The sequence below is a fragment of the Pseudoduganella sp. R-31 genome (assembly GCF_049913235.1).
Lineage (GTDB): Bacteria > Pseudomonadota > Gammaproteobacteria > Burkholderiales > Burkholderiaceae_D > Rugamonas.
This window is the reverse complement of the sequence record NZ_CP183986.1, coordinates 3,755,278-3,777,211: the sequence shown is the minus strand read 5'-3', so window position 1 is coordinate 3,777,211 and position 21,934 is coordinate 3,755,278. Positions and strand designations below refer to the sequence as shown.

General features: G+C 60.9%; 13 protein-coding genes. 10 read left to right on the top strand and 3 right to left on the bottom strand.

Translation table 11 applies throughout. The features are described 5' to 3' along the window. Window positions 1-52: 52 nt before the first annotated feature. Window positions 53-1,825, top strand: coding sequence for an AI-2E family transporter (locus ACN9MY_RS17130; protein WP_426335837.1), 1,773 nt, complete (start codon window positions 53-55; stop codon window positions 1,823-1,825). A 75-nt stretch (window positions 1,826-1,900) separates the two neighbouring features. Further along, window positions 1,901-4,105: an OsmC domain/YcaO domain-containing protein gene (locus ACN9MY_RS17125; protein WP_426335836.1), complete on the top strand. Its 2,205-nt coding sequence runs from the start codon at window positions 1,901-1,903 to the stop codon at window positions 4,103-4,105. Here the strand turns inward: ACN9MY_RS17125 and ACN9MY_RS17120 are convergent. Next, complete coding sequence (locus tag ACN9MY_RS17120; RefSeq protein ID WP_426335835.1) at window positions 4,102-5,079, bottom strand: NAD-dependent epimerase/dehydratase family protein; 978 nt, start codon at window positions 5,077-5,079, stop codon at window positions 4,102-4,104. The genes ACN9MY_RS17125 and ACN9MY_RS17120 overlap by 4 nt on opposite strands. 95 nt (window positions 5,080-5,174) lie before the next feature. Here ACN9MY_RS17120 and ACN9MY_RS17115 point away from each other — a divergent pair, with 95 nt between their 5' ends. Continuing rightward, window positions 5,175-6,059 (top strand): LysR family transcriptional regulator, encoded by an 885-nt coding sequence (locus tag ACN9MY_RS17115; protein ID WP_426335834.1) that lies wholly within the window; start codon window positions 5,175-5,177, stop codon window positions 6,057-6,059. 253 nt (window positions 6,060-6,312) lie between these two features. Beyond that, window positions 6,313-7,989 carry an Ig-like domain-containing protein gene (locus ACN9MY_RS17110; RefSeq protein WP_426318034.1) on the top strand — a complete coding sequence of 559 codons (1,677 nt, stop codon included), beginning with the start codon at window positions 6,313-6,315 and terminating at the stop codon, window positions 7,987-7,989. 180 nt (window positions 7,990-8,169) lie between these two features. Here ACN9MY_RS17110 and ACN9MY_RS17105 read toward each other — a convergent pair whose 3' ends face one another. Then, on the bottom strand, window positions 8,170-9,030 hold the full coding sequence (locus ACN9MY_RS17105) for a CAP domain-containing protein (protein WP_426335833.1): 861 nt from the start codon (window positions 9,028-9,030) through the stop codon (window positions 8,170-8,172). Window positions 9,031-9,064: 34 nt separating this feature from the next. On the opposite strand from ACN9MY_RS17105, the gene ACN9MY_RS17100 reads away from it, so the two are divergent. The 3 genes from ACN9MY_RS17100 to ACN9MY_RS17090 all read left to right on the top strand — a co-directional run bounded on the left by ACN9MY_RS17100 (window position 9,065) and on the right by ACN9MY_RS17090 (window position 11,364). Then, window positions 9,065-9,328 carry a hypothetical protein gene (locus ACN9MY_RS17100; protein WP_426335832.1) on the top strand — a complete coding sequence of 88 codons (264 nt, stop codon included), beginning with the start codon at window positions 9,065-9,067 and terminating at the stop codon, window positions 9,326-9,328. Window positions 9,329-9,465: 137 nt separating this feature from the next. Then, on the top strand, window positions 9,466-9,942 hold the full coding sequence (locus ACN9MY_RS17095) for a DUF2726 domain-containing protein (protein WP_426318033.1): 477 nt from the start codon (window positions 9,466-9,468) through the stop codon (window positions 9,940-9,942). Window positions 9,943-10,026: 84 nt separating this feature from the next. Then, entirely contained in the window at window positions 10,027-11,364 is a 1,338-nt protein-coding gene (locus ACN9MY_RS17090) for a 3-oxoacyl-ACP reductase (RefSeq protein ID WP_426335831.1), read from the top strand. A 44-nt stretch (window positions 11,365-11,408) separates the two neighbouring features. On the opposite strand, the gene ACN9MY_RS17085 is transcribed toward ACN9MY_RS17090, so the two are convergent. Further along, entirely contained in the window at window positions 11,409-13,553 is a 2,145-nt protein-coding gene (locus ACN9MY_RS17085; protein ID WP_426335830.1) for a hypothetical protein, read from the bottom strand. Between the two features lie 293 nt (window positions 13,554-13,846). Between ACN9MY_RS17085 and ACN9MY_RS17080 the strand changes: the two genes are divergently transcribed. From ACN9MY_RS17080 to ACN9MY_RS17070, 3 genes are all read left to right on the top strand, one after another. Continuing rightward, window positions 13,847-14,818: a hypothetical protein gene (locus ACN9MY_RS17080; protein ID WP_426335829.1), complete on the top strand. Its 972-nt coding sequence runs from the start codon at window positions 13,847-13,849 to the stop codon at window positions 14,816-14,818. Window positions 14,819-15,085: 267 nt separating this feature from the next. Beyond that, window positions 15,086-20,230, top strand: coding sequence for a YDG domain-containing protein (locus tag ACN9MY_RS17075; protein ID WP_426335828.1), 5,145 nt, complete (start codon window positions 15,086-15,088; stop codon window positions 20,228-20,230). 42 nt (window positions 20,231-20,272) lie between these two features. Continuing rightward, window positions 20,273-21,916 carry a ShlB/FhaC/HecB family hemolysin secretion/activation protein gene (locus ACN9MY_RS17070; protein ID WP_426335827.1) on the top strand — a complete coding sequence of 548 codons (1,644 nt, stop codon included), beginning with the start codon at window positions 20,273-20,275 and terminating at the stop codon, window positions 21,914-21,916. Window positions 21,917-21,934: the final 18 nt, after the last annotated feature.

Sequence of the window (21,934 nt, the reverse complement as noted above, 5' to 3'; positions counted from 1 at the left end):
GCCGACGAAGATCAAGTATGATCGCGGCTGGCATTGGCATGGGTGGAACCGAATGAAAGTGAATTTTGCCGTCACGGCGGCGTGTATGCTTGGCCTTCTCTATTTTGGCAGGGAGGTGCTGCAGCCTGTGGTCACGGCGCTGGTGCTGAGCCTCGCGCTGGCTCCCTTGATCCGCACCATGGGCAGCCTCGGACTTTCCCGCGTCAATGCGACCTTCGGCGCGCTGGCGCTGGTGATCGTGCTGTTTGCCGGCGCTTTCGCGATCCTGGGCGCCAATGTCATGGCGCTGACCTCGGACCTGCCCCAATACACCGCCGAAATCCGTTCCAAGTCAAAGTCGCTGGAAGAACTGGCCCAGCATCCATTGGCACGCCTGGCGCCGCAACTGCTGGAAGAGCAGCCATCGGCAAGCGCACTTGAAACGGGCCCGCGGCCGGTGCCGGTGGAGATTCGTGAACACGCCAGCACCAGCGATTCCATCGCCAAGGCCATCGGCGTGGTTTCGGGACCCCTGGGCGAGGCTTTCCTCGTGCTGGTGCTGATGATTTTCATCCTGCTGGACCGGGAAAACCTGCGGGATCGCGTCCTGCGGCTGGTGGGCCAGCGCGAAGTCAGTCGCACCATCAAAGGCCTGGAGGACGCGGCCGAGGGCGTATCGCGCTTCTTCTTCACCCAGTTGCTCCTGAACCTGACGTTTGGCGTTGTGATCTCGATCGCGCTCTGGCTGATCAGCATTCCGCACGCCGCACTGTGGGGCGCACTTTGTGCAGCACTTCGTTTCGTGCCCTATATCGGCGCACTGATCGCTGGCGCCGCAATCGCCCTGTTTGCCGCCGCCGTCGAACCTGGCTGGACGCTCGCTGTTTACGCCATCGTGCTGTTCATCGTGCTCGAAGTATTCGTCGCCAACGTGATCGAGCCGCGCGTGTATGGCCATAGCGTTGGCATGTCGCCGCTGGCGGTGATCGTGTCGGCGCTGTTCTGGGGGGCTATCTGGGGTCCGTTGGGATTGCTGCTCTCCACGCCGCTCACGCTGTGCATCGTGGTCGGCGGCCGCTATATCAAGAGCCTGGAGCCGATCAGCATCATGTTCGCGGAATCGCCCAATACCAATGAAGCGCAGCGCTTCTACCACCGGGTGCTGAGCGGCGATGCCAACGCGATTATCGAAGACGCACGCACCTTCCTGCGCAAGTCGACCCTGGCTCGCTATTGCGACAGGGTGCTGCTGCCCGGCCTCGCCATGGCGGGGGCAGGGCTGCAAAGCGGCCAGGAAAGCCGTCTGCGCGCGACAGTCGCAATGGTGGCCGATACGCTGGACGCCGGCCACGCGCCAAGCCGCGCCCGCCGCCGCAACATCTCCATGCTCGACGAGAACGTTGGCGCCCATTTGCGCCATCAGCGCGAGGAAAGGTTGGGGCGCTGGCAAGGTTCGCTGGACGTGCCTGCGCGTTCGGTCATTGTCTGCACCTCCATGCCAGGCGTGCGCGAAGAGTTCCTGAGCGAGTTGCTGGTCCTGGTGTTCCGCGATGCGAAGCTGGACGCGCGCAGCTTTGTCCTTGATCCTGCAGGACCAGAGGACGACCCGGGAGCCGACAACCTTGTGTCCACGGTCTTCATTGCCTACCCGATCGAGAGTGCGCCGGCAGCGTGGATATCGGCCGTGACCGAGTTGCGGGCGGCCTTGCCCGACGTGCAACTGGTAACGATCCGCCCGCGCGACGATGTGGGCAACGAGCACGCAACCATCGCTTCGCACGTCGACCTGGTGCTGCAATCGTTCGAAGAGGCGCTGGCGTTCGTCACGCCCAGCAAGATCGGCTGACAGTCTTTGCGGTGCGCCTGAAAAGAGCCGATAATAGCGGGCACGCTATTTTGAGCACTATTTTGGAACATTCCCATGGAAATTAAGGTCAACTTTCTCGATAAGCTTCGCCTGGAAGCCAAATTCGACGATTTCACGGTCATCGCCGACCAGCCAATCCGCTACAAGGGAGACGGCTCGGCGCCTGGGCCGTTTGACTATTTCCTGGCTTCGTCGGCCTTGTGCGCCGCGTACTTTGTGAAGTTGTATTGCTCAACTCGCAATATCCCGACCGAGAATATTCGTCTCTCGCAGAACAATATTGTCGATCCTGAAAATCGCTACCAGCAGATCTTCAAGATCCAGGTGGAGCTGCCGCCGGATATCTCGGCCAAGGACCGCGAAGGCATCTTGCGCTCCATCGACCGCTGCACGGTCAAAAAGGTGGTGCAGGCCGGCCCGGAATTCATCATCGAGGAAGTGGAAAACCTCGACGCCGATGCACAGGCCTTGCTGACCATCGACGCGGCATCCGGCACGAGCACCTACATTCCAGGCAAGGACCTGCCGCTGGAGCAGACCATCGCCAATATGTCGGGCCTGCTGGCCAATCTCGGCATCAAGATTGAAATCGCATCCTGGCGCAATATCGTTCCCAATGTCTGGTCGCTGCACATCCGCGACGCGCACTCGCCAATGTGCTTCACCAATGGCAAAGGCTCGACCAAGGAGAGCGCACTGGCGTCTGCATTGGGCGAGTACATCGAGCGAATCAGCTGCAACCATTTCTACGCCGGCGAATTCTGGGGCGAAGATATCGCCAACGCCGACTTCGTGCATTATCCGAATGAGCGATGGTTCAAGCCGGGCCGCAAAGACGCGCTGCCGGCGGAGATCCTGGATGAATACAGCCGCGGAATCTACGACCCGGATGGCGAACTGCGTGGCTCGCATCTGTACGACACCAACTCCGGCAACGTCGAACGCGGCATCTGCTCCTTGCCGTTCGTGAGGCAATCGGACGGCGAGGTGGTGTACTTCCCGACCAACCTGGTCGAGAATCTCTTTGTCAGCAACGGCATGAGTGCTGGCAATACGCTGGCGGAAGCGCAGGTGCAATGCCTGTCCGAGATTTTCGAAAGGGCGGTCAAACGGGAAATCCTGGAAGGCGAACTGGCCTTGCCGGAGGTTCCGCAGGAAGTCCTGGCGAAATATCCGGGCATCCTGGCCGGCATCAAAGGCCTGGAAGAACAGGGCTTCCCGGTACTCGTGAAAGACGCATCGCTGGGCGGAACCTATCCGGTGATGTGCGTGACGTTGATGAATCCGCGCACGGGCGGCGTGTTTGCCTCGTTCGGCGCACATCCGAGTTTTGAAGTCGCGCTGGAACGCAGCCTGACCGAATTGCTCCAGGGGCGCAGCTTTGAAGGCCTGAACGACCTGCCACGTCCGACTTTCGTCAGCAACGCCGTGACCGAACCAAACAACTTCGTCGAGCATTTCATCGATTCCAGCGGTATCGTGTCTTGGCGCTTCTTTAGCGCCAGATCGGACTTTGACTTCGTTGAATGGGACTTCTCCGGCCAGGGCGAAAACTCGAATGCCGAGGAAGCCGCCGCCTTGTTCGGCATCCTCCAGGACTTGGGCAAGGAGTCCTACATGGCCGTGTACGACGAGCTGGGAGCGACTGCCTGCCGCATCCTGGTGCCAGGGTATTCGGAAATCTATCCGGTGGAAGACCTGATCTGGGATAACACCAACAAGGCGCTCCAGTTCCGCAACGATATTTTGAACCTGCACCGGCTGGACGACGAGAGCCTAGAAGCACTGCTCGAACGCCTGGAAAACAGCGAACTTGATGAATACGGCGATATTGCGACCCTCATCGGCATCGAATTCGACGAGAACACGGTCTGGGGCCAGCTCACTGTGCTCGAATTGAGGCTGCTGATTAACCTGGCCCTCAACGAATACGAAGCCGCGCGCGAACTGGTCGACGCCTTCCTGCAGTACAACGACAACACGCTGGATCGCGGCCTGTTCTACCAGGCCCTGAGCGCGGTGCTCGAAGTGCTGCTGGATGAAGAGATGGAGCTGGACGATTACGTTGTCAATTTCCGCCGCATGTTTGGCGACGAAAAAATGGACGCGGTCACCGGTTCGGTCGACGGCAGTGTGCGTTTCTACGGCCTGACCCCGACCAGCATGAAGCTGGAAGGCCTCGACAGGCATCAGCGCAAGATCGACAGTTACAGGAAATTGCACGCGGCGCGCGCCAAGGCTGCAGCCAAAGCCCGTTAAGACCTGGCAGGAAGGCAGCCAAGGCTGCCAAGTGTGCAGGCGAGGGCGGTTTCCAGCGGTGTATGCGGTTCGGCGCCGAGTACATTCCGCAGCCGCTGGTTTTCCATTCGAACGGTGCGCTGCCACAGGTAGCGCATTTCCAGCATTTCACGCAGGGTTTCGTTGAACGGCGCCGCGAGGCGGACCAGCCACCAGGGAAAGGCCTTCAGCTTCGGAGGCTTTGCGCCGTGCGACTCGATTACGCTCTGGATCGCGCGTCCGAATTCGGTGCCGTCATGATCCCAATAACCGGCCATGTGATAGCTGGCGAAACGCGGCAACTTGTCGCGCATTTCGAGCAAAGCAATCATGGTGGCCGCAACGTCCGGCAGGTATGCGTACTGATGCCCAATACCGGGTGAACCTGGCAATTTGACTTCTGCCGGCACCTCGCCGGGCCGTATCATCCCTTGCGAAAGCCAGTTATTCCGGGCATTGGGTCCAAAGAAGTCCCCCGCACGGACGACGATTGTTCGCACGTTTCCACGCTCGCTGGCTTTCCGTAGCCGCGTCTCCAGTTCGACGCGAATTTTGCCTTTGCGTGTAAGAGGGCGCTGCAACGAGTCTTCACGCAGGGCCGGGAAGGCGTCGGGGCCGAAGTTGTAGACGGTTCCCGGCAAAACGATGGTCGCGCCTTGCGAGGCCGCAGCGGCAATCGTATTGTCAATCATCGGCAAGACCAGCTGGCTCCAGCCTCGATAGCCTGGCGGATTGACGGCATGGACGATGGCAGAACACCCTTCAGACGCCCTGCCGACATCCAGCGCGTTCATTGCGTCGCCCTCAATCCATTCGACGCCGTCAGCCATGCGGTTTGCTACGCCCAGGCCACGTTTCAGCGCACGAATTGTCCAGCCTCGCGCCACGAGTTGGCGAACCATTTCGCCGCCGATTCCACCGCTCGCGCCGAGTATCAATACCGATTTTCGATCCATGACATGCTCCCTTGAGTTGACGATGAAGCAAATTATGGCCAAACTCAGGCCCAACGAAAATTCCCTAAATCCTTGTAGCGGCTATACAAATTTGTATGACAAAGTCGATTCCCTGGGATCTGTACAGGACCTTTTTGCACGTTTTGGACGCCCAGTCCTTATCCGGCGCCGCGCGATCGCTGGGATTGACGCAGCCAACGGTCGGGCGCCACGTTTCCGAACTCGAGTCCGGCCTGGGTTTGGCCTTGTTTACGCGCTCCCAGTCAGGGCTGCAGCCAACGGAGGCCGCACTGCAGTTGCGGACCCAACTCGAAGAAATGCAGCACGCCGCCGCGTCGATAGAACGCAGCGCCCACGGACACAGTGCCGTTCGCGGCGCCGTAAGGATCTCGGCAAGTGAAGTCGTAGGCATAGAAATCCTGCCATCGATCCTGGCGCCGCTTCGCGCCAAACATCCTGAACTGGCGATCGAACTCGTGCTGAGCGACGCAGTCCAGGACTTGCTTGGTCGAGAGGTCGACATCGCCGTGCGGATGACGCAGCCGCAGCAGGATCTTTTATTGGCGCAGCGCGTCGGTGAGGTCGCCGTCGGTTTCTACGCGCACAGGGATTACTTGGCGACGCAAGGCGAACCGAAAAATGTTGCGGACCTCGCGCGTCACAGCTTGATCGGATTCGACATGGAGACGCCATTCCTGCGGGCGGCCAGCGCAAAACTGGGCGCCTGGAAGCGTGAAGGGTTCGCATACCGGACAGACAGCAATCTGGCGCAAATGGCCTTGGTCCGTGCAGGCGCGGGCATTGGCGCATACCAGGTTGGACTGGCGGAGCGCGATAAGACCCTGGTTCGTGTCCTGGAAAGGGAAATGCACATGACAATGACGACATGGATCACCATGCATTCGGATTTGCGGCACAGTGCACGTTGCAAGACGGTTTTTGATGCCTTGGCGGTTGGATTGAAGGATCTATGGGAATAGCCATAACTTCGCATAATCTATATTATGTCAAATGCTGCGTGGCCGTTATCGCCCTTACGCCTGCCCATCGTAGCGCTCAGCAGTCAAACGCAAAGTTGATGACCGCGCTCTAACCAAATTCTCTGGACCGAAGCCGCCTAATCTTTAGAACGAATTGATAATTCCTCTCACAACAGCGTCTGGAATATGACAATAAGCAATCATTTATTACCAGATGGACAACCAGGGTGCTTACTGGCAAAATCGGCACCCTATGAAAATTCCAGCCCTATTCCTCAAAGTCTCCGCCTCCCTGTTATTCGCTACCATTACTGGCTGCGGGAGCGGCGGGGGTAGCAGTTCTTCCCCTAGTACCGAAGCTAATACGGCGCCGCAGCCATTCACCTTGCTAAGCAGCCAACCTGGTGACAAGGCGGCCAACGTGGGGCGCGAAGCTGCGCTAACGTTGACCTTCAGCGAGCCAATCGATGCAGGCACAGCCAACGCGAGCGCGCTCAAGCTTTCTGGCCCGGATGGGATTGTCGTACCAGTCACCGTATCGGCGACCGGCAACGAACTTCGGGTACTCCCCACCACACTTCCTCTTCCAGGCAACACGACATATCAACTGGACCTTGGCGCGACCATCGCCAGTACCAATGGACGAACACTCGGAGCAGCGACGAGCCGGAGCTTTACGACAGCGGCACAACATTGGGCTGCTGCGTCGAGCAAAGTTAGTGGCCTGAGCTATTTCACAGCCGGGACGGCGCCGGTGATAGCTAATGATGGCAAGGGGAATACCGTCGCTGTCTGGTACGCAGTGACCGCCCCCAACACAATATATTTCAGCCTGCTCGATGCACAAAAGAACAGTTGGAGCGCCCCGGCGCCTCTATATGTTGCTGCCGAATCCAATCCCATTGGTGGCGTGCAAATGGTGAGCGCACCAACAGGGGACGTCTACCTGGGTTGGAACGAGTACCGGAATGGCGATTCCGCTTTTCTACTGAAGCGCTATCGTGCCGATCTCGCGACGTGGGAAGCAGCGACCGAAGTAAGCGTGGTTCCCGCCACCGCGAAGTTCGACGGGACAGTTATGGCTGCAGATCCATCTGGAAAGTTGTATTTTTTCAGCCAGGCCTACGGATTTGCCACTGCGCCGGGTTTGTTTGCGTCAAGCTACGATCTGAAGACATCCACATGGAGCCCTCCAGTGCGCCTGGACACCGCGTCTAGCAACTACTTCTACGGTTATGCCTTGGCAGTCGACGGTAGCGGCAATGCTGTCGCGGCATGGGTCGAGAATGGATTGAAGGTCTCGCGATATAACAAGAGCGATGGCTCTTGGAGTGCCCCTCTTGAACTCGACAAATCTGCTGTGTATGGGCTGCGACTCGCTGCATCGGCAAACGGCAATGTTGCACTCAGCTGGAAGCGCGAATATGGGATGATGGCAAGTCCAACCGCGCACGCAGCGATTTACGACGTGCGAAGGGCTGCCTGGAGTCCGATACGTCGCCTGGACAAGAGCGCCTCATTCGTCGGGGTGAATCCTCCAGTGATCGCGATCGACAGCACGGGCAATGTCACGGCAGTTTGGCTCGAAGGCGATGCGATCAATGGCGCTCGCTTTGATGCCGCCTCATCTCAATGGTCAGAGCCACAAACCGTGCTTCCCCGCGCAGGTATTCTGGCTGAACCAAGAATCGGTGCCGATTCAGCTGGCAATGTAATCGTCACAGCAGTACAAGACAATCTTCCGATTGCGGCCCATTTCTATTCAAGGACCAAACAGTGGAACACCGCGGCCATCCACGAGTACGTGGCGAGTCCCTATCTGTTTGCGAATTCGCCGGCGCTAGTGGTAGCCGCTTCGGGCACAGCGACCGCCGTATGGAGTTTCAACTCCGGGCTAAACGCGGAAATGCGTGCAAACCGTTTCCAGTGATGCGCGGGACGATTGAACCGGACAGGAAGTTAATGGACCTGATCTATGCCGAGTGCAAACGTCACAAGCACCGACTGGTTTCAGCAATTCAGACTTGATGCTACGTCCAGTGATCAGTGATCACACTGCGGACGTAGCTGGTCAACTCCCCTCTTCTACTGTGCCGGGAAAATCTTCAACTTATGGCACGAAGAAGGTAACGCTGTATTGGAAAGACTTGGCTTGTCCGCCAACTTTCACATTGCTGATCTGGACATTGAACTTGGTGTCGGCCGGAGAGCGTGACCATTCGCTTGCGGGAGCATCCAGTTTCCAGCTCATGGTGTTGTCGCCGTAACCGCTTGGCAGCTGACCGACATTGCTGACGGAGAGCACTTTGCCCTGGTCATTATTCATCGTCACGCTCGCGCCGCTGAAGTCTGCGCCGGGCAAAGAGAAGCTCCAAGGGTGGCTAGGGTCGGCGACTTTCGTGGTCCAGGGCACGTAGCCACGCGCCGGCCAGGCGACGCCTGTTTCCGCCACAGTCGCCGGTGCGGTGACGGTTCCGTCAAATACCCACAACGAATTGGCTCGCGTCGTGTCGCCAGTCCCAACCTCGCCAAGGCGCGAATAGAGCACCCAGCGGCGGTGCCCCAGGCTCGAAGTGCCGCTATCGGCAATATACGCCCGCACAGCATTTGGTCCTGCGTTGCCCAGCGCCAGATTGGACCTGCCCGCTGCCGTCGCGCCATCAGCCGTATAGCAACTCCACGAAGTCGGCGGCGAGTGGCTTAGCTGGGAGTTCGCATCCATCATCAAGGCCGCTTGCTGTGCCATCGCCGAATGCGTGAGATTGAGGGAAACATTCCCTGGCAAACCGGCCAGTACCCGGAAGCTGTTCACAGTATTGAGCACAGCCGCCTTATATTCGGCAGAGGTGGTACCGGCGACACAGCCCTGGGTCGACCCCGTCCACTGCATCGGAACCGAGAAGGCAGGCAGCATGGTTGTGTTGTAAAAGGCCGCCACTTCCGCCCTGCTGCTGGTGTTGATTGCCGCCATGCCGCCGGATGGCGTTGTTGGGGTGGTCGGGGTCGTGGGTGTAGTCGGCGTCGTCGGAGTGGTCGGCGTGGTGGGCGTGGTGGGCGTGGTGGGCGTAGTCGGCGACGTGGGAGTAGTCGGGGTAGTCGGCGTGGTGCCCGGGGAAGTAAGCGATTGCCCGGACGAACTGGATGGCTCGGAACCGCCGCCGCCGCAACCCGCCATCATCGCCGTCAAAGTCACCACCAGGATTCGCGCTGCGGGGGATGCTGTTGTCGTTTTCATCATTAGCCTCTTTATTGCCATACGGCACAATTAACTGAGGCGGCATTATTACCTAGTTGCGGGAAAGTCAGCGTCTTATTGGGCGGTATATTGTGAATCTGCCATCTGATTTTAGGAAATGTGAGGAACGGTTCGCTATAATTTTCCGTTTCTATAGCCTGGAGGTGGACGTTGAAACTCTCGTATTTGCTGATCATGGCGCTCGTTGTCGCAATGATCAGCGCGCTCGCAACCATAGCAAAGAAGAACAGCCGCGGGAAAATTGGGGTGATAACTGCTCGCAGACCCGTGTCCGAAAACGAGCAAGCCATGTACTTCCGCTTGGTTCAAGCATTCCCCAATGCTGTAGTGCTTTCACAAGTCGCCTTCTCCGCTCTCATAACCTCCAAGGACCGGGCGACGCGGAATCGCTTCGATAAAAAGGTCGCGGACTTTGTCGTCTGCACAAAAGCATTTGAGATTGCAGCTGTCATTGAACTCGACGACTCAAGCCACCGTGGCCGTGAGTCGCAGGATGCCAATAGGGATGCCCTGTTACAGAGCGCGGGATACCGAGTCTTGCGGTACAAGACAATTCCAGACATCGAACGGGTCCAATTTGACGTTGCGGGCAAGGCCGCGCCGACGACAGTTCCAAAGGCTGCCTGAGAATTCGTGGGATTGCTCTATTAGCCTTGCCGGGGTTCGGTAGTATAGTTTCGTCCCGGATTGCCAACTTGCCCTGAACTGTACATGTCCGATACCCTGATCAAAATTAACCGTTGGCCCGTCATCGGTCCTGTCGTCCGCGCCATTGGGCTGCCTAACCCGACTGAGTTGCATCGTTCTGCCGATCCCTACGTCGCGCAGCCCTTCCTGTCAAAGTCCTTCCTGCTTGCGACCACGGAGGGTGCTTATGCGTCTTCTACACTTACGGCTGCGCTCCAGCGCGCAGGCGCCAAGGAAGCGGTGGAATCCGTCGACATTTTTGTGATGGATGCAACCGGCTGCCGCAGCGTCGTCGACCTGCGGGCCGTGTATTCGGCTTTTCACCAGGAGATCAGGCGCATCGCTCGCAATGGACGCGTGCTGCTGGTTGCTCCGCCGGTCGATTCCACACAGGATCCTGTGGCGGCGGCCGTGGCGCGTGGATTGGAGGGCTTTGTCCGTTCGCTGGCGAAGGAACTTGGCCGGCGCGGTGTTACTGCGAACCTGGCCAGCGTGCAGAAAGAGGCGTTGGATCGGCTTGACGGCCTGGTGCGCTTCTTCTGCGGGCCGCAATGCGCGTACGTCACCGGCCAGGTGGTGCACGTTTCGGCCGAAACGAATGCTCCAGGCACCCTGCCTTTGACTGCGACCCTGGCAGGCAAAGTCGCACTGGTCACCGGCGCCGCGCGCGGCATTGGTCTTGCAACGGCCGAACGGCTGGCGCAGGAAGGGGCCAAAGTGGTGCCGCTCGATATGCCGGCTTCCACCGATGAGTTGAGTGCCGTCGCCAGGCGAATCGGCGGATTGCCATTGGCGCTCGATATCGCCGCTTCTGATACCCCGGCGCAGCTTGCACGATTCCTGAAGGAGAACTTCGGCGGCGTTGACATTGTCGTGCATAACGCCGGCGTGACACGTGACCGGACGCTGGCCAAGATGGAAGCGCGCCAATGGGAGCAGGTGCTTGACATCAATCTTGCGGCCATCGCGGCGATCGACAAGCGAATACAGGAGGAGGCTTTGATGCGCGAAAGTGGGCGCGTTGTCTGCTTGTCTTCGATCAGCGGCATCGCCGGCAATTTTGGCCAGACAAACTACGCCACCTCGAAAGCAGCCTTGATCGGCTACGTTGCAGCACAGGCGCGCTTGCATGCTCCACGCGGGATCACTTTCAATGCCGTCGCGCCGGGCTTCATTGAAACGCCAATGACCCGGAAAATGCCTTTCATGACGCGTGAGATCGGAAGGCGCCTCAACTCGCTGGCGCAAGGCGGCAAACCACGCGATGTCGCCGAGCTGGTGACCTTCCTGTGCACACCCGGCGCCTGCGGAATCAGCGGGCAGACGATCCGGGTGTGTGGCCAGGGATTGATGGGTGCTTGATCCTTCAGCGGATATGCAAGGGGAGTGAACTCCCCTTCCGTTCATCAAGCCTGTTCAGCAAGATCTTTCAATCCGTCCTTGATCTTCATTCCCTTGGCTTTGTTGGTCAACTCCTTGGCCAGCTGCTTGCCCGGCGCCGTGCTGGGGCCTGCATCCTTGACCCAGGCCGCTGCGCGCTTCAATTCGGCCGGGCTCATGACCGTGCTGCTGTCGATCAGTTTGGCGGCTGCGCCGAAGTCGGCCTTGCGATCACGGAAGCGCGTTGCCATGCGCTTGGCTTCGATATAGGCGAAGTGCGGGCGCAGCACCGGATTGGCGATTGCAGCGTCAATAGCGGCCATGCCTTCGTACAGGTGGTCGCCGCCGATGGCCAGTGACAACAGCGTGTCGGGCGTTGACAGCACTTTCAAGGCTGCTTCCGCATGCGCCTGGTCGACTGCGGATGTCACCATCACCGTGTTCTCGCCGGTGCAGGTGCATTCCAGGCCGCCATTGTCCCAGCGAGCTTCGACGATGATCCGGTAAGCGCCTGGCATCGGGAACAGTGCCCCCTGGCCGCCGCGCAGCAGGGTCAGCGAGTGCTCCACGGTGCCCTGCGCTTCCAGCGGTTCAACCTGGTCGTCTTCAACGCAGATGACGATCGGCGCAAAGCTGCGGATCGTGCCGCAAGGGTCGATGACTTTGCCTCGCACAATGCCGCTCTTCATGCTCAATGTGTTAGGGGCGGCGATCGGGGTGCTGGACTGGTTCTGCATCGTGATGTTCACGCGCACCGGTGCACCGATTGGCACCGCGCTGGCGACCGGGGTGACGAACATGCTCAGGCCGTCGATCTCCAGTTCCATGTCGGTCGGGCTGATTGGCGTGGACCCGTAGCTGGTGCCGAATGGCAGGCCGCCTGGACGCACGTAGATATCCGGCATGTGGCGCAGGCGCTTGGCATCATCCGGGTTGTAGGACCACTGGATATTGGCTGGGAATTGCAGGCTGCCCGGATTCAGCGAGCGCGAGGCAATCACGTCGGTGGTGCACAGGTAGCCGTTGTCGGCGGTGTTGTGGTACAGGCCCATGGCATGGCCAATTTCGTGCACCGCGGTGCGGAAATATGGCGCGGCCGCGGTGCCGAAGCGCTGGCCGGCTACCGTGCCCCACTCCGCCGTGTTCGGCATGGTCCAGTGGGAGGAAATGGCGCAGCCTTCGCGCGGGACGTTATTGGAATCCGTGCCGCCGTTGTCGTACATGATGCCGCGCTCGGTCTCGTCGAGCCTGCGCATGGCCAGCACGTGGTAGCGCCATTCCACATCCAGGTTGGACGCGTCGCGTTTCGCCAGCATGGCGGCATGGGCTTCGCCGTTGGACCACGAAATACCGCTTGGTTCGGCAACATTGTTATTGCTCTGGATCGCGTTGATGTCCCAGTCGACGCTCTTGCCGACGGCAGCCCAGTCCACGCCGGCGCCATTGTTGATCACGGCCTCGGACTGGCTGACGCGGTCTACCTCGATGGTTGCCTTGCGCAGGAATTCGGAGACCCAGCCCATCGTCAAGCGGCCGACAATGACATTGGCGGCATTCTTCACGTCGCCGGCCAGGTAGTGGTTAGGCGCCGGGAACCCTGCGGGGGCGGGCTGCCAGCTCATCTGTGCGGTCATCTCTTCCTTGCTCCAGGTGCCGCCGGTATTCCATGCGCCGGGGTTCTTGGTAAATCGCCACATCTCGAAGCCCAGGGTGAAGCTGTTCCCGAAGGTGAAGTTCTCCAGGATCTTGGTAACCCGCAGGTAGTAGCGATAACGGCTGCGCGACAGGATCGGGATGCCGTTGGCCGGATTCGGCCCCGCCAGGAGCAGCGGGCGCGCAAGGTCAGCCGGCAGGGCACTCTTCAGGGGCAAGAACAGGACCGGGCGCTGATACAGGTCGCCGCTCGCAGTGCGTCCATCGGCATGCTTTTCCACGCGCATCGTGCCGTCGTAGGTCGCCAGGTGGATCCCGCTCGGTGTGTAGTTCAGCAAGTAGCAGCCTGGCCGCACGCTCTTGATACGCAGGAGTTCCGGGTTCACCAGTTCGCCGGGGCCAGTCAGGCCTGGGCGAATGTCGGCAGCGGATTGTGGCGACGGCATATCGAGTGCGTCGGGCATCGGGGGAAACATCTGGTTCGATTGCATGGCGGAAGCATTGTTTTGGGCATCCATTGCATAACTCCTTGTTTGGACTTCGGGTCTGTGAAAGTGCTGCGAACATGCTGGCTACGCGATGTGGCGCGGCTGCATGTCCAGCACTTTAGGGAGTTGGGACGAAGCGCGAATTGGTGCTGGCACCTAGTTTTGAGTTCGGTTGCCCCCTATTTTTCAAAGGCGCCGGATACCGTGCTACGATGGCCGGCCTCGACACTCGCCCTGCAAAGCCCATGTCCAGGCCTGAACTGACTCGTCGCACGCTCCTGTTGGCGCTTCTCTTATCCAGCTTTGCGTCGCAAGCAGCCGATATGCGCCGCTCCCCGCCGGTCCTGCCGGGCAGGCTATTGATTGAAGACGGCCGCCAGCAGGCTTTTGAGACGAGCCTGGTTGAACTTTCCAGCGGGAAGACGCAACGCATGCCCCGCAGCGAAATTGCGAAAGGCCAAACCAGCGCGGACACCTGGGCCGCCGGGCACCCCGCAGGCAGCGGAACGCTCTTGCGAACCGATCCGCTCGGCAACCTCGCCTTCATGGATGGCCGCACGATGGACGTGCTTGCTGCCATCAACCTGGTGCCGTTGCGCGAACGAGGCCTGGACCCACAATTCCGTTCCGCCATCCCCTCCCCCGATGGCAAATACCTGCTGGGATACTGGCAACCCAACCAGGAGGGCAAGCCGCGCCTTTTCGTCATCGGCCGGGAACTGAAGCTGATCGAGAACGGCTCGCCGCTACGCTACCCGACACAAGGCGCGACGCACGCGCTCGACTGGCTGCCTGACGGCCGCTACGTTTACCTGGCCGGCAACGCCCTGGTCGTCGCCAGGCCCGGCGAAGGGATCATTTCGCAAACAAGGCTCGAGATACCGGGCGGCGCCGATGTGGAAGGCGCCAGCCTGAAAGCCAGTCCGGACGGCAAACATGTCATCCTGACTCTTGAGACACAGGCCAGGGTGCCGCTCGGTCTGCTTTACGCGGCCCGCATCGGCGACAGCAAATTGCAACTGCTTACGCAGCCTTCCGCAGGCATCGCCAATGGCTCGGTTCGACTATCGGTACAAGGCGCGGCCTGGTCGCCCGATGGGCGCTGGATCGCCTTTGTCATGCGCGGCATCAACCCGGGCACGCCAGGCTACTACCAGGCTTGCCAACCGGTGCAGGTCATTCCCTTCGATGGGGCCACCCATATCATCGGCGGCGCCGAAGATCGCTATTCCATTCGTCTTCCGCGCGACAGCAAGCCCCTGGCCGCGTGCGGCCGCATCAACTGGCTGCCCTGAGGCGGCTTGCGTTTCGAAAGGTGATGCGCTGTACCAACGCCGAGAACTATTTTTCGAAGTTGCCGTGTGAAAACTGGTAAACCTGTGTAATATCGTCATTGCCGTAGAGAAATTGCATCTTCCTGGTGACGCCCTACCTCCGCGCACCGCTCCGCCGTCCAAGGCGACCGAGTTCCCACAGCCCTGAATCCTGCTGTTCCGAGTCTGGCTCCGTTTATCCAAACGCGATTGCCCGATCCGTCTCATTTCAACGTCCGAGGTAGCGTTATGAACAGGATTTTCCGAGTTGTGTGGAATGCCAGCATGGGCATGTGGCAAGTACGTTCCGAACTGGGCGGAGCCCATGGCAAAGCACGCAGCGCGCGCGCCACGCGTCGCGCGATGGCGGCAGCGAGCCTGTCCTTGCTTGGTGGGGCAGCGTTGGCGGCCGACCTGCCTACCGGCGGCGTGGTCGTCGCCGGCCAAGGCCAGATCAGCCAGCAAGGGAGCTCGATGACGATCAACCAGGGCGGCGCCAGGATGGCGATCGACTGGAATTCGTTCTCGATCGGCAAAGGGAATACTGTCAACTTCGTGCAGCCCTCCTCTTCCGCAGTCGCCCTGAACCGCGTCACCGGCAGCGACGTTTCGCAGATCCAGGGCGCACTGAAGGCAAATGGCCAGGTCTTCCTGCTGAACCCGAACGGCGTGCTGTTCTCGCCTACGGCCCAGGTGAATGTGGGCGGCCTGCTCGCCTCGACCCTGAACATGAGCAACCAGGACTTCATGTCCGGTAACTACACGCTGCAAGGCGCGAGCGCCAACGCGGTCATCAACCAGGGCAACATCAAGGCTTTCAACGGCGGCTCGGTAGCCCTGGTGGCGGCGCATGTCAGCAACGTCGGCGAGATTTCGGCCGAACGCGGGAATGTGCTGCTGGGCGCCGGCAGCGAGGTGATGCTGGACCTCGGCGGCCCGGTCAAGCTGCAGGTCCGGAAAGGCGCCATTGATGCGTTGATCGAGAACGGCGGCGCCATTCGTGCCGACGGCGGCAATGTGCTGATGACTGCAAAAGCGGCCGGCGACCTGATTAGCACCGTCATCAACAACGATGGCGTGGTACAAGCGCGCACCCTGGCCACCGGCGAACAGGGCCAGATCCTGCTGTTGGGCGATATGGAAAACGGCCGCATCGACATCGCAGGCAAGCTCGATGCCAGCGCGCCGGTCGGCGGCAACGGCGGCTTTATCGAGACTTCCGCGGCGCACGTCGCGACGGCACGTGCCGTGCAGATCGACGCCAGCGCAGCAAATGGACAGGGAGGCCATTGGCTGATCGATCCGTACAACTATACGATCGACGCCAGCGCGGCAAGCAATATCGTCAGCGCCCTGAACGTGGGCACCAGCGTGACCATCACCACCCAGTCCAGCCTCGCGAATTACGGCAGTACCGGTTCTGGCAGCGGCGACATCACCGTCGCCAGCGCAATCAGCAAGACCGCCGGCGGCGATGCGACGCTGACGCTGCGCGCCGACCGCAATATCGCCGTGAACAGCGAGATCAGTTCCACCGTCGGCAAGCTTGGCGTGACCTTGAGCGCGGCCAACGCGGCGAACGCCACGCTGGGTGGTGTCGACATCAATGCCAATATCAAGAGCAATGGCGGCAATATCATGGTCGGCAGCAATGCGGGCGCACAGGCGAATGGTTTTGGCTATGCACTCAATTCCAGCTCCGGCACCGCTGCCGTGGTCGTGGAGCGCGGCATGAATGTCCTGTCCGGCGGCGGCAACATCGTCATCAACGGCAAGTCGCTGGTTGGCTCCAACAACGGCAGCTATACGGGCGTCACCGGCGGCGTGTACATCATGTCGAATGCGAATATCAACTCCGGCACCGGCAACCTGTTCATCACCGGCGTCAGCACCGCCGGCAACAAAACGTTTGGCGTCGCCTTCGAGGGCAATTCGAACACCCTCACCACGGTCGGCAACTCGGCTGGCGGCGGCATGCTGCTGAACGCCGTCAACACTACTGCGGGCAATACCCAGGCGGTGCTGGACCAGGGCGCGATCGGACTGGTCTCCTACGGCAATCGGGCGCGCGTGGCATTCCAGGGCAACTCGGTCGCCAGCTGGCTGGTGCTCGTGAACGGCGTTCCACAACTGTCGGCCTACACCCAGTCGCCGCAGTTGTCGAGCTGCGCTTCGCCTTACCCGAACTGCGGCACGCTGGTCATCCCGGGCTCGAACAACAGTTACCTGTACGCGACCTACCAGGCCGTCAGCATGTCGACGCAGCCGATTTACGTGATCCAGAATGCTGCCGGCACCAAGACCTACGACGGTAACAATACCGCCACCGGCCTTTCCTTCACCACGATGGGCGGCCCGAATGGCTTCTCCGTTTCGGCGCTGACGCCAGCGGTGTCTTACACAACCAGCAGCAAGAATGCAGCTTCCTATGCCAGCCTGAACGCCGATGCGGCCAATCCATCCAGCTACACCAGCGCGGGGACTACTTATGCCGTGGGCTATTTCAACACGGGCAGCTATACCATCACGCCGAAGAACCTGACCCCGACTGCTTCCAGCAAGGTGTATGACGGGACGACTGCAGCAGCTGTTTCTGCAACCGGCATCGTGGCCGGCGATGCGGTCAGCCTGAGTGGCAGCGGCGCCTTTGGCAGCAAGAACGTTGGCAATTACACGGTCGATATCAGCAACATCACCCTCAGTGGCGCCGACGCCGGCAACTACACGCTGGCCAACACTTCGGCCAGCGCGTCCGCCAGCATCACTGCTCGTCCCGTCACGCTGACGGCGGCGAAGATTTATGATGGCAGCACCGACTTGAGCGGCTATGTCACGCTGGGCAACCTGGTCTCCGGCGAGAGCTTGAACTACGCGGGCGCCACTGCGAACAGCGCCAATGTGAACGGTGCAAGCTATCTGAATGCCATTACGCTGGCCAACGGCAGCAACGGCCTGGCGTCCAACTACAGCCTGCCCGGCCTGGGCTCAGCCGGCGCGGCGAATTCCGCATCCGTCGCGGCCAAGGCCTTGACCCTGACCGGGCTTGTGGCGGCCGAGAAGGTCTACGACGGCAATACCTCGGCAACGCTGAACGGCGGAAGCTTGAACGGCCTGGTTGGCGCTGAGACCTTGAACTTCTCGGGCTTGACCGGCGCCTTCGCAGACAGGAATGTCGGCGCGGCCAAAGCAGTGACTGTGAGCGGCCTGCAGCTGTCGGACGGAACCGGCCTTGCTTCGAACTACACCATCAGCAATCCTTCCGGGGTGACTGGCACGATCACGCCGCGCGCTACCACGGTGTCGGGCATCACCGCGTCCGGTAAGACTTACGACGGCAGCACGGCGGCGCAGATCGATACCAGCAACGCAGTATTCTCCAACCTGGTTGCCGGCGAAGCCATCAGCCTCTCGGCGACCGGCGCGTTCTCCGATGCGAATGCCGGAAGCGACAAGGTCGTGGCCATTAACAGCAACTATAGCGGCGGCAGCAACTACACCATCACCAGCCAAGCCAGTACGGCCGCGACTATTGCTCGCAAAGCCCTCACCGTTGTCGGCATGTCGGCTGCCGACAAGACTTATGACGGCACGACTGACGCCACCCTGGCCGGCGGCGCGTTAAGCGGCCTGGTAGGTTCGGAGACCTTGAGTTTCGCCGGACAGACCGGTGCATTTGCGAATCGCAATGCCGGCGTCAACAAATCTGTTTCCGTCAGTGGGATCGTCCTCGCTGACGGTACCGGCCTGGCATCGAACTACGAGCTGACGATGCCAACCGGCGTTACTGCGGCGATCACACCGCGCGCGACGACTGTGTCCGGCATTACTGCAGCCGGTAAGACCTATGATGGCACCACTGCGGCACAGCTTGACACCAGCAATGCCGTCTTCTCCAACCTCGTCTCCGGCGAGACGATCAGCCTTTCGGCAACCGGCGCGTTCGCAGACAAGAATGCCGGCGCTGCCAAGGTGGTCAACATCGCCAGCAGCTACGGCGGCGATTACGTCGGCAACTACATCATCACGGGCCAGTCCGACACCAGTGCGTCCATCGCGCGCAAAGCGCTGACAATCGTCGGCATGTCGGCGGCCGACAAGACTTATGACGGGACCACGGGCGCCAGCCTTGTAGGCGGTTCCTTGAGTGGCTTGGTCGGTTCGGAAACTCTGAGCTTCTCCGGCCAGACCGGGGCGTTTGCAGATCGCAACGCGGGCAATAACAAGGCGGTTTCCGTGAGCGGCATTGTGCTCGCTGATGGTACCGGCCTGGCCTCGAACTATCAGTTGACGATGCCGGCCGGGATGACGGCCTCCATCTTCCCTAAAGCGTTGAGCGTGGGCGACCTGGCCACCGCAGACAAAGTGGAGGACGGCAATACCATAGCGGCGCTCACCTCCAGTGGTTCCCTGTCCGGCGTCATCAGCGGCGATGATGTGAGCATCGACAGCAGTGCGGCAAGCGCGCAGTTTGCGCAGGCTACTCCAGGTACCGGGCTGAGCGTCAGCGTGGCTGGACTTGCGCTGGCAGGAAGCGATGCCGGCAACTACAGCTTCTCCGGTAGCGGGGCAAGCACGGCCAGCATTACGGCTGTTCCAGCGCCAACGCCGACACCTGTTCCCGTTCCTGTTCCGGAGACTGCGCCTGTGCCGGCGCCTGCACCTGAACCTGTTTCGGTACCTGCACAGGAGCCGGTTCCTGAACCGGTCAGTGTGCCCGTCCCGGCGCCTGTCCCTGAGCCGGTGAGCGTTCCTGTCCCGGCGCCGGTTCCTGAACCGGTCATCGTGCCTGCGCCAACGCCGGTTCCAGTTCCGGTGCCAGCGCCGGCTCCAACTCCAATACCGACACCGGTCACAGCGCCGACGCCAGTAGTGACGCCTGCGCCGACGCCAGTGGCCATTCCAACCCCGGCACCAGTCGTACCGGTAGCCCCTGCGCCAGTCGCGCTGCCTGAACCTGCGCCTGTTCCGACTCCGGCGGCCCAGGTTCCGCAAGTCGTACCGGCTCCGGCACCTGCTCCCGTCGCTGCGCCTGAACCTGCGCCTGTAGCCACGCCAGCGCCAACCCCAATCGCAACTCCAACACCGGCCGCTACGCCAGCAGCCGCCCCTGACGCAAGGACCGCCATTGCAGCCCAGGCCGCGAGCCCCGTAACCATCGGCGGCGCGACCCCGACCTTGCCTTCACTGAGCGTGGGTGGCTTGAACTACACCGATGTAAGTGACTCGAGCAACGTGCAATCCGGAACCAGCAACCGTGACAACATGCCAGCGACGCAAAGCCTCACCGCAGGCCGCGACGTCAAGTTCCTGAGCGTGTTTGTGGTCTCCGGCGGCATCCAGATGCCATCGGCCGACGCAAGCAACCAAGGAACCGCGACAAACGACCAAAAGTAACGATAGAATGGTGTTGCCAATCAGACAGCGTTGAAAGCCGACATGAGACCAGCTAACACCATTCTGACCATCGCCATCTTTTACGCCTTTGCCGAGGCAGCCCTTGCACAGCAAGGTACGCAATCCTTACAGGAAAACGGGCAGCGGGCGCTGCGGGAACCCACTCCCGCGCCGCCCCTCCCGCTACCTCCCCCACCTCCCCCCGCGACGGTTCCACCTGGCGGATTGACAGTCACGCTGAAACAGGTAATGGTCACCGGCAACACCCTGATCACGCAAGACGAACTCTTGCGTGAACTGGGCCCTGTGGTTGGCAAGACGTTCGATTTCACCGGCCTCAGCGCATTGGCCGACAAGTTATCCGCCTACTACCGTGCCGCAGGCTATCCTTTTGCACGGGCATACCTGCCACAACAGGATTTGCAGCTGGGCGTCCTGCGCATCGAGGTGCTGGAAGGCCGCTACGGTTCCATCACCGCAAACGGCGACACGTCCCTGAGCCCCGCGGCCCAGCACTTCCTGTCGCCGCTGAAGCCGGGCAGCGTCATCGAAAGCCACGAACTCGAACGCGTCACCCTGATCCTCGACGACCAGCCGGGCGTGCGCAGCGTGCCTGTAGTCCGTCCGGGCAAGGAGGTCGGCACCGGCGACCTCGCTATCGAAGTGCAGCGCGATCATCGCTATGCGGGCGAGATCGGCCTCGACAACAACGGCACCCGCTACACCGGTCGCACGCGCGCACACGCCAGCCTGGACATCGATAGCCCATTCACGCTAGGTGACCAGATTTCGCTGCAGGGCATGTACACCAACGAGCAAATGTGGTTCGGCTCCGCCGCATACGCCTTGCCTCTCGGCGCAACGGGCCTGCACGGCCGTATCGGCTACAGCCGTTCGTACTATGCGCTGGGAGACAGCTTCGCAGCTCTGAATGCGACCGGTACAGCCAACGGCAGCAGTGCGGGCCTTAGCTACCCGCTGGTGCGCTCGCAGCGCCGCAACATCACCTTGTCGGCGACGCTCGAACACAAGCGCCTGCGCGACCAGCAAGGCGCCACGGACAGCAACAGCGACAAGAGCAGCAACACCGTGCCGATCGCCGTCAATTTCGACGTGCGCGACAATCTGTTGCGGGGCGGCGTGACCTACGGTGCCGTTTCCTGGACGCCGGGCCGCCTCAGTCTCGATGGCGCCTTGCTCGAGACCGACGCAGCCACGGCCCGCAGCGCCGGCCGCTTTTCGAAACTGAACCTCGACCTCGCTCGCATCCAATCGGTCGCCGAGCACGTGGACGTGTATGGACGCTTGTCAGCGCAATGGGCCAGCAAGAACCTGGACTCGTCGCAAAAATTCGGCCTCGGTGGCCGCAATGGCGTGCGCGCCTATCCCGGTGGCGAAGGTTACGGCGATGCGGGCGCCCTGCTGCAACTCGAAGTGCGCTATGCCGCCGGAGCATTCATGCCTTACCTGTTTTACGATGCCGGCCGCATCACCTCCAACCGCGACCCCTGGACCAGCGACAGCAATCACCGCACCCTGGCTGGTGCAGGTGCCGGCCTGCGTTATGACAACCGCGCCTTCAATGCTTCCCTGATCGCGGCGTGGCGCACGCGCGGCGGCGAGCCGCGATCCGAGCCTCACCATAGCCAGCCAATGGCGTGGCTGAACGTGGGCTACCGCTTCTGAGCGTCCGATACGCGCGCC

What these genes read in the sequence shown, in the direction of transcription:
- ACN9MY_RS17075 (WP_426335828.1), top strand. Translation starts at nt 15,086, where the DNA reads ATGAACAGGATTTTCCGAGTTGTGTGGAATGCCAGCATGGGCATGTGG.
- ACN9MY_RS17115 (WP_426335834.1), top strand. Translation starts at nt 5,175, where the DNA reads ATGACAAAGTCGATTCCCTGGGATCTGTACAGGACCTTTTTGCACGTT.
- ACN9MY_RS17110 (WP_426318034.1), top strand. Translation starts at nt 6,313, where the DNA reads ATGAAAATTCCAGCCCTATTCCTCAAAGTCTCCGCCTCCCTGTTATTC.
- ACN9MY_RS17090 (WP_426335831.1), top strand. Translation starts at nt 10,027, where the DNA reads ATGTCCGATACCCTGATCAAAATTAACCGTTGGCCCGTCATCGGTCCT.
- ACN9MY_RS17105 (WP_426335833.1), bottom strand. Translation starts at nt 9,030, where the DNA reads ATGGCGGCAATCAACACCAGCAGCAGGGCGGAAGTGGCGGCCTTTTAC.
- ACN9MY_RS17120 (WP_426335835.1), bottom strand. Translation starts at nt 5,079, where the DNA reads ATGGATCGAAAATCGGTATTGATACTCGGCGCGAGCGGTGGAATCGGC.
- ACN9MY_RS17085 (WP_426335830.1), bottom strand. Translation starts at nt 13,553, where the DNA reads ATGGATGCCCAAAACAATGCTTCCGCCATGCAATCGAACCAGATGTTT.
- ACN9MY_RS17125 (WP_426335836.1), top strand. Translation starts at nt 1,901, where the DNA reads ATGGAAATTAAGGTCAACTTTCTCGATAAGCTTCGCCTGGAAGCCAAA.
- ACN9MY_RS17070 (WP_426335827.1), top strand. Translation starts at nt 20,273, where the DNA reads ATGAGACCAGCTAACACCATTCTGACCATCGCCATCTTTTACGCCTTT.
- ACN9MY_RS17130 (WP_426335837.1), top strand. Translation starts at nt 53, where the DNA reads ATGAAAGTGAATTTTGCCGTCACGGCGGCGTGTATGCTTGGCCTTCTC.
- ACN9MY_RS17080 (WP_426335829.1), top strand. Translation starts at nt 13,847, where the DNA reads ATGCGCCGCTCCCCGCCGGTCCTGCCGGGCAGGCTATTGATTGAAGAC.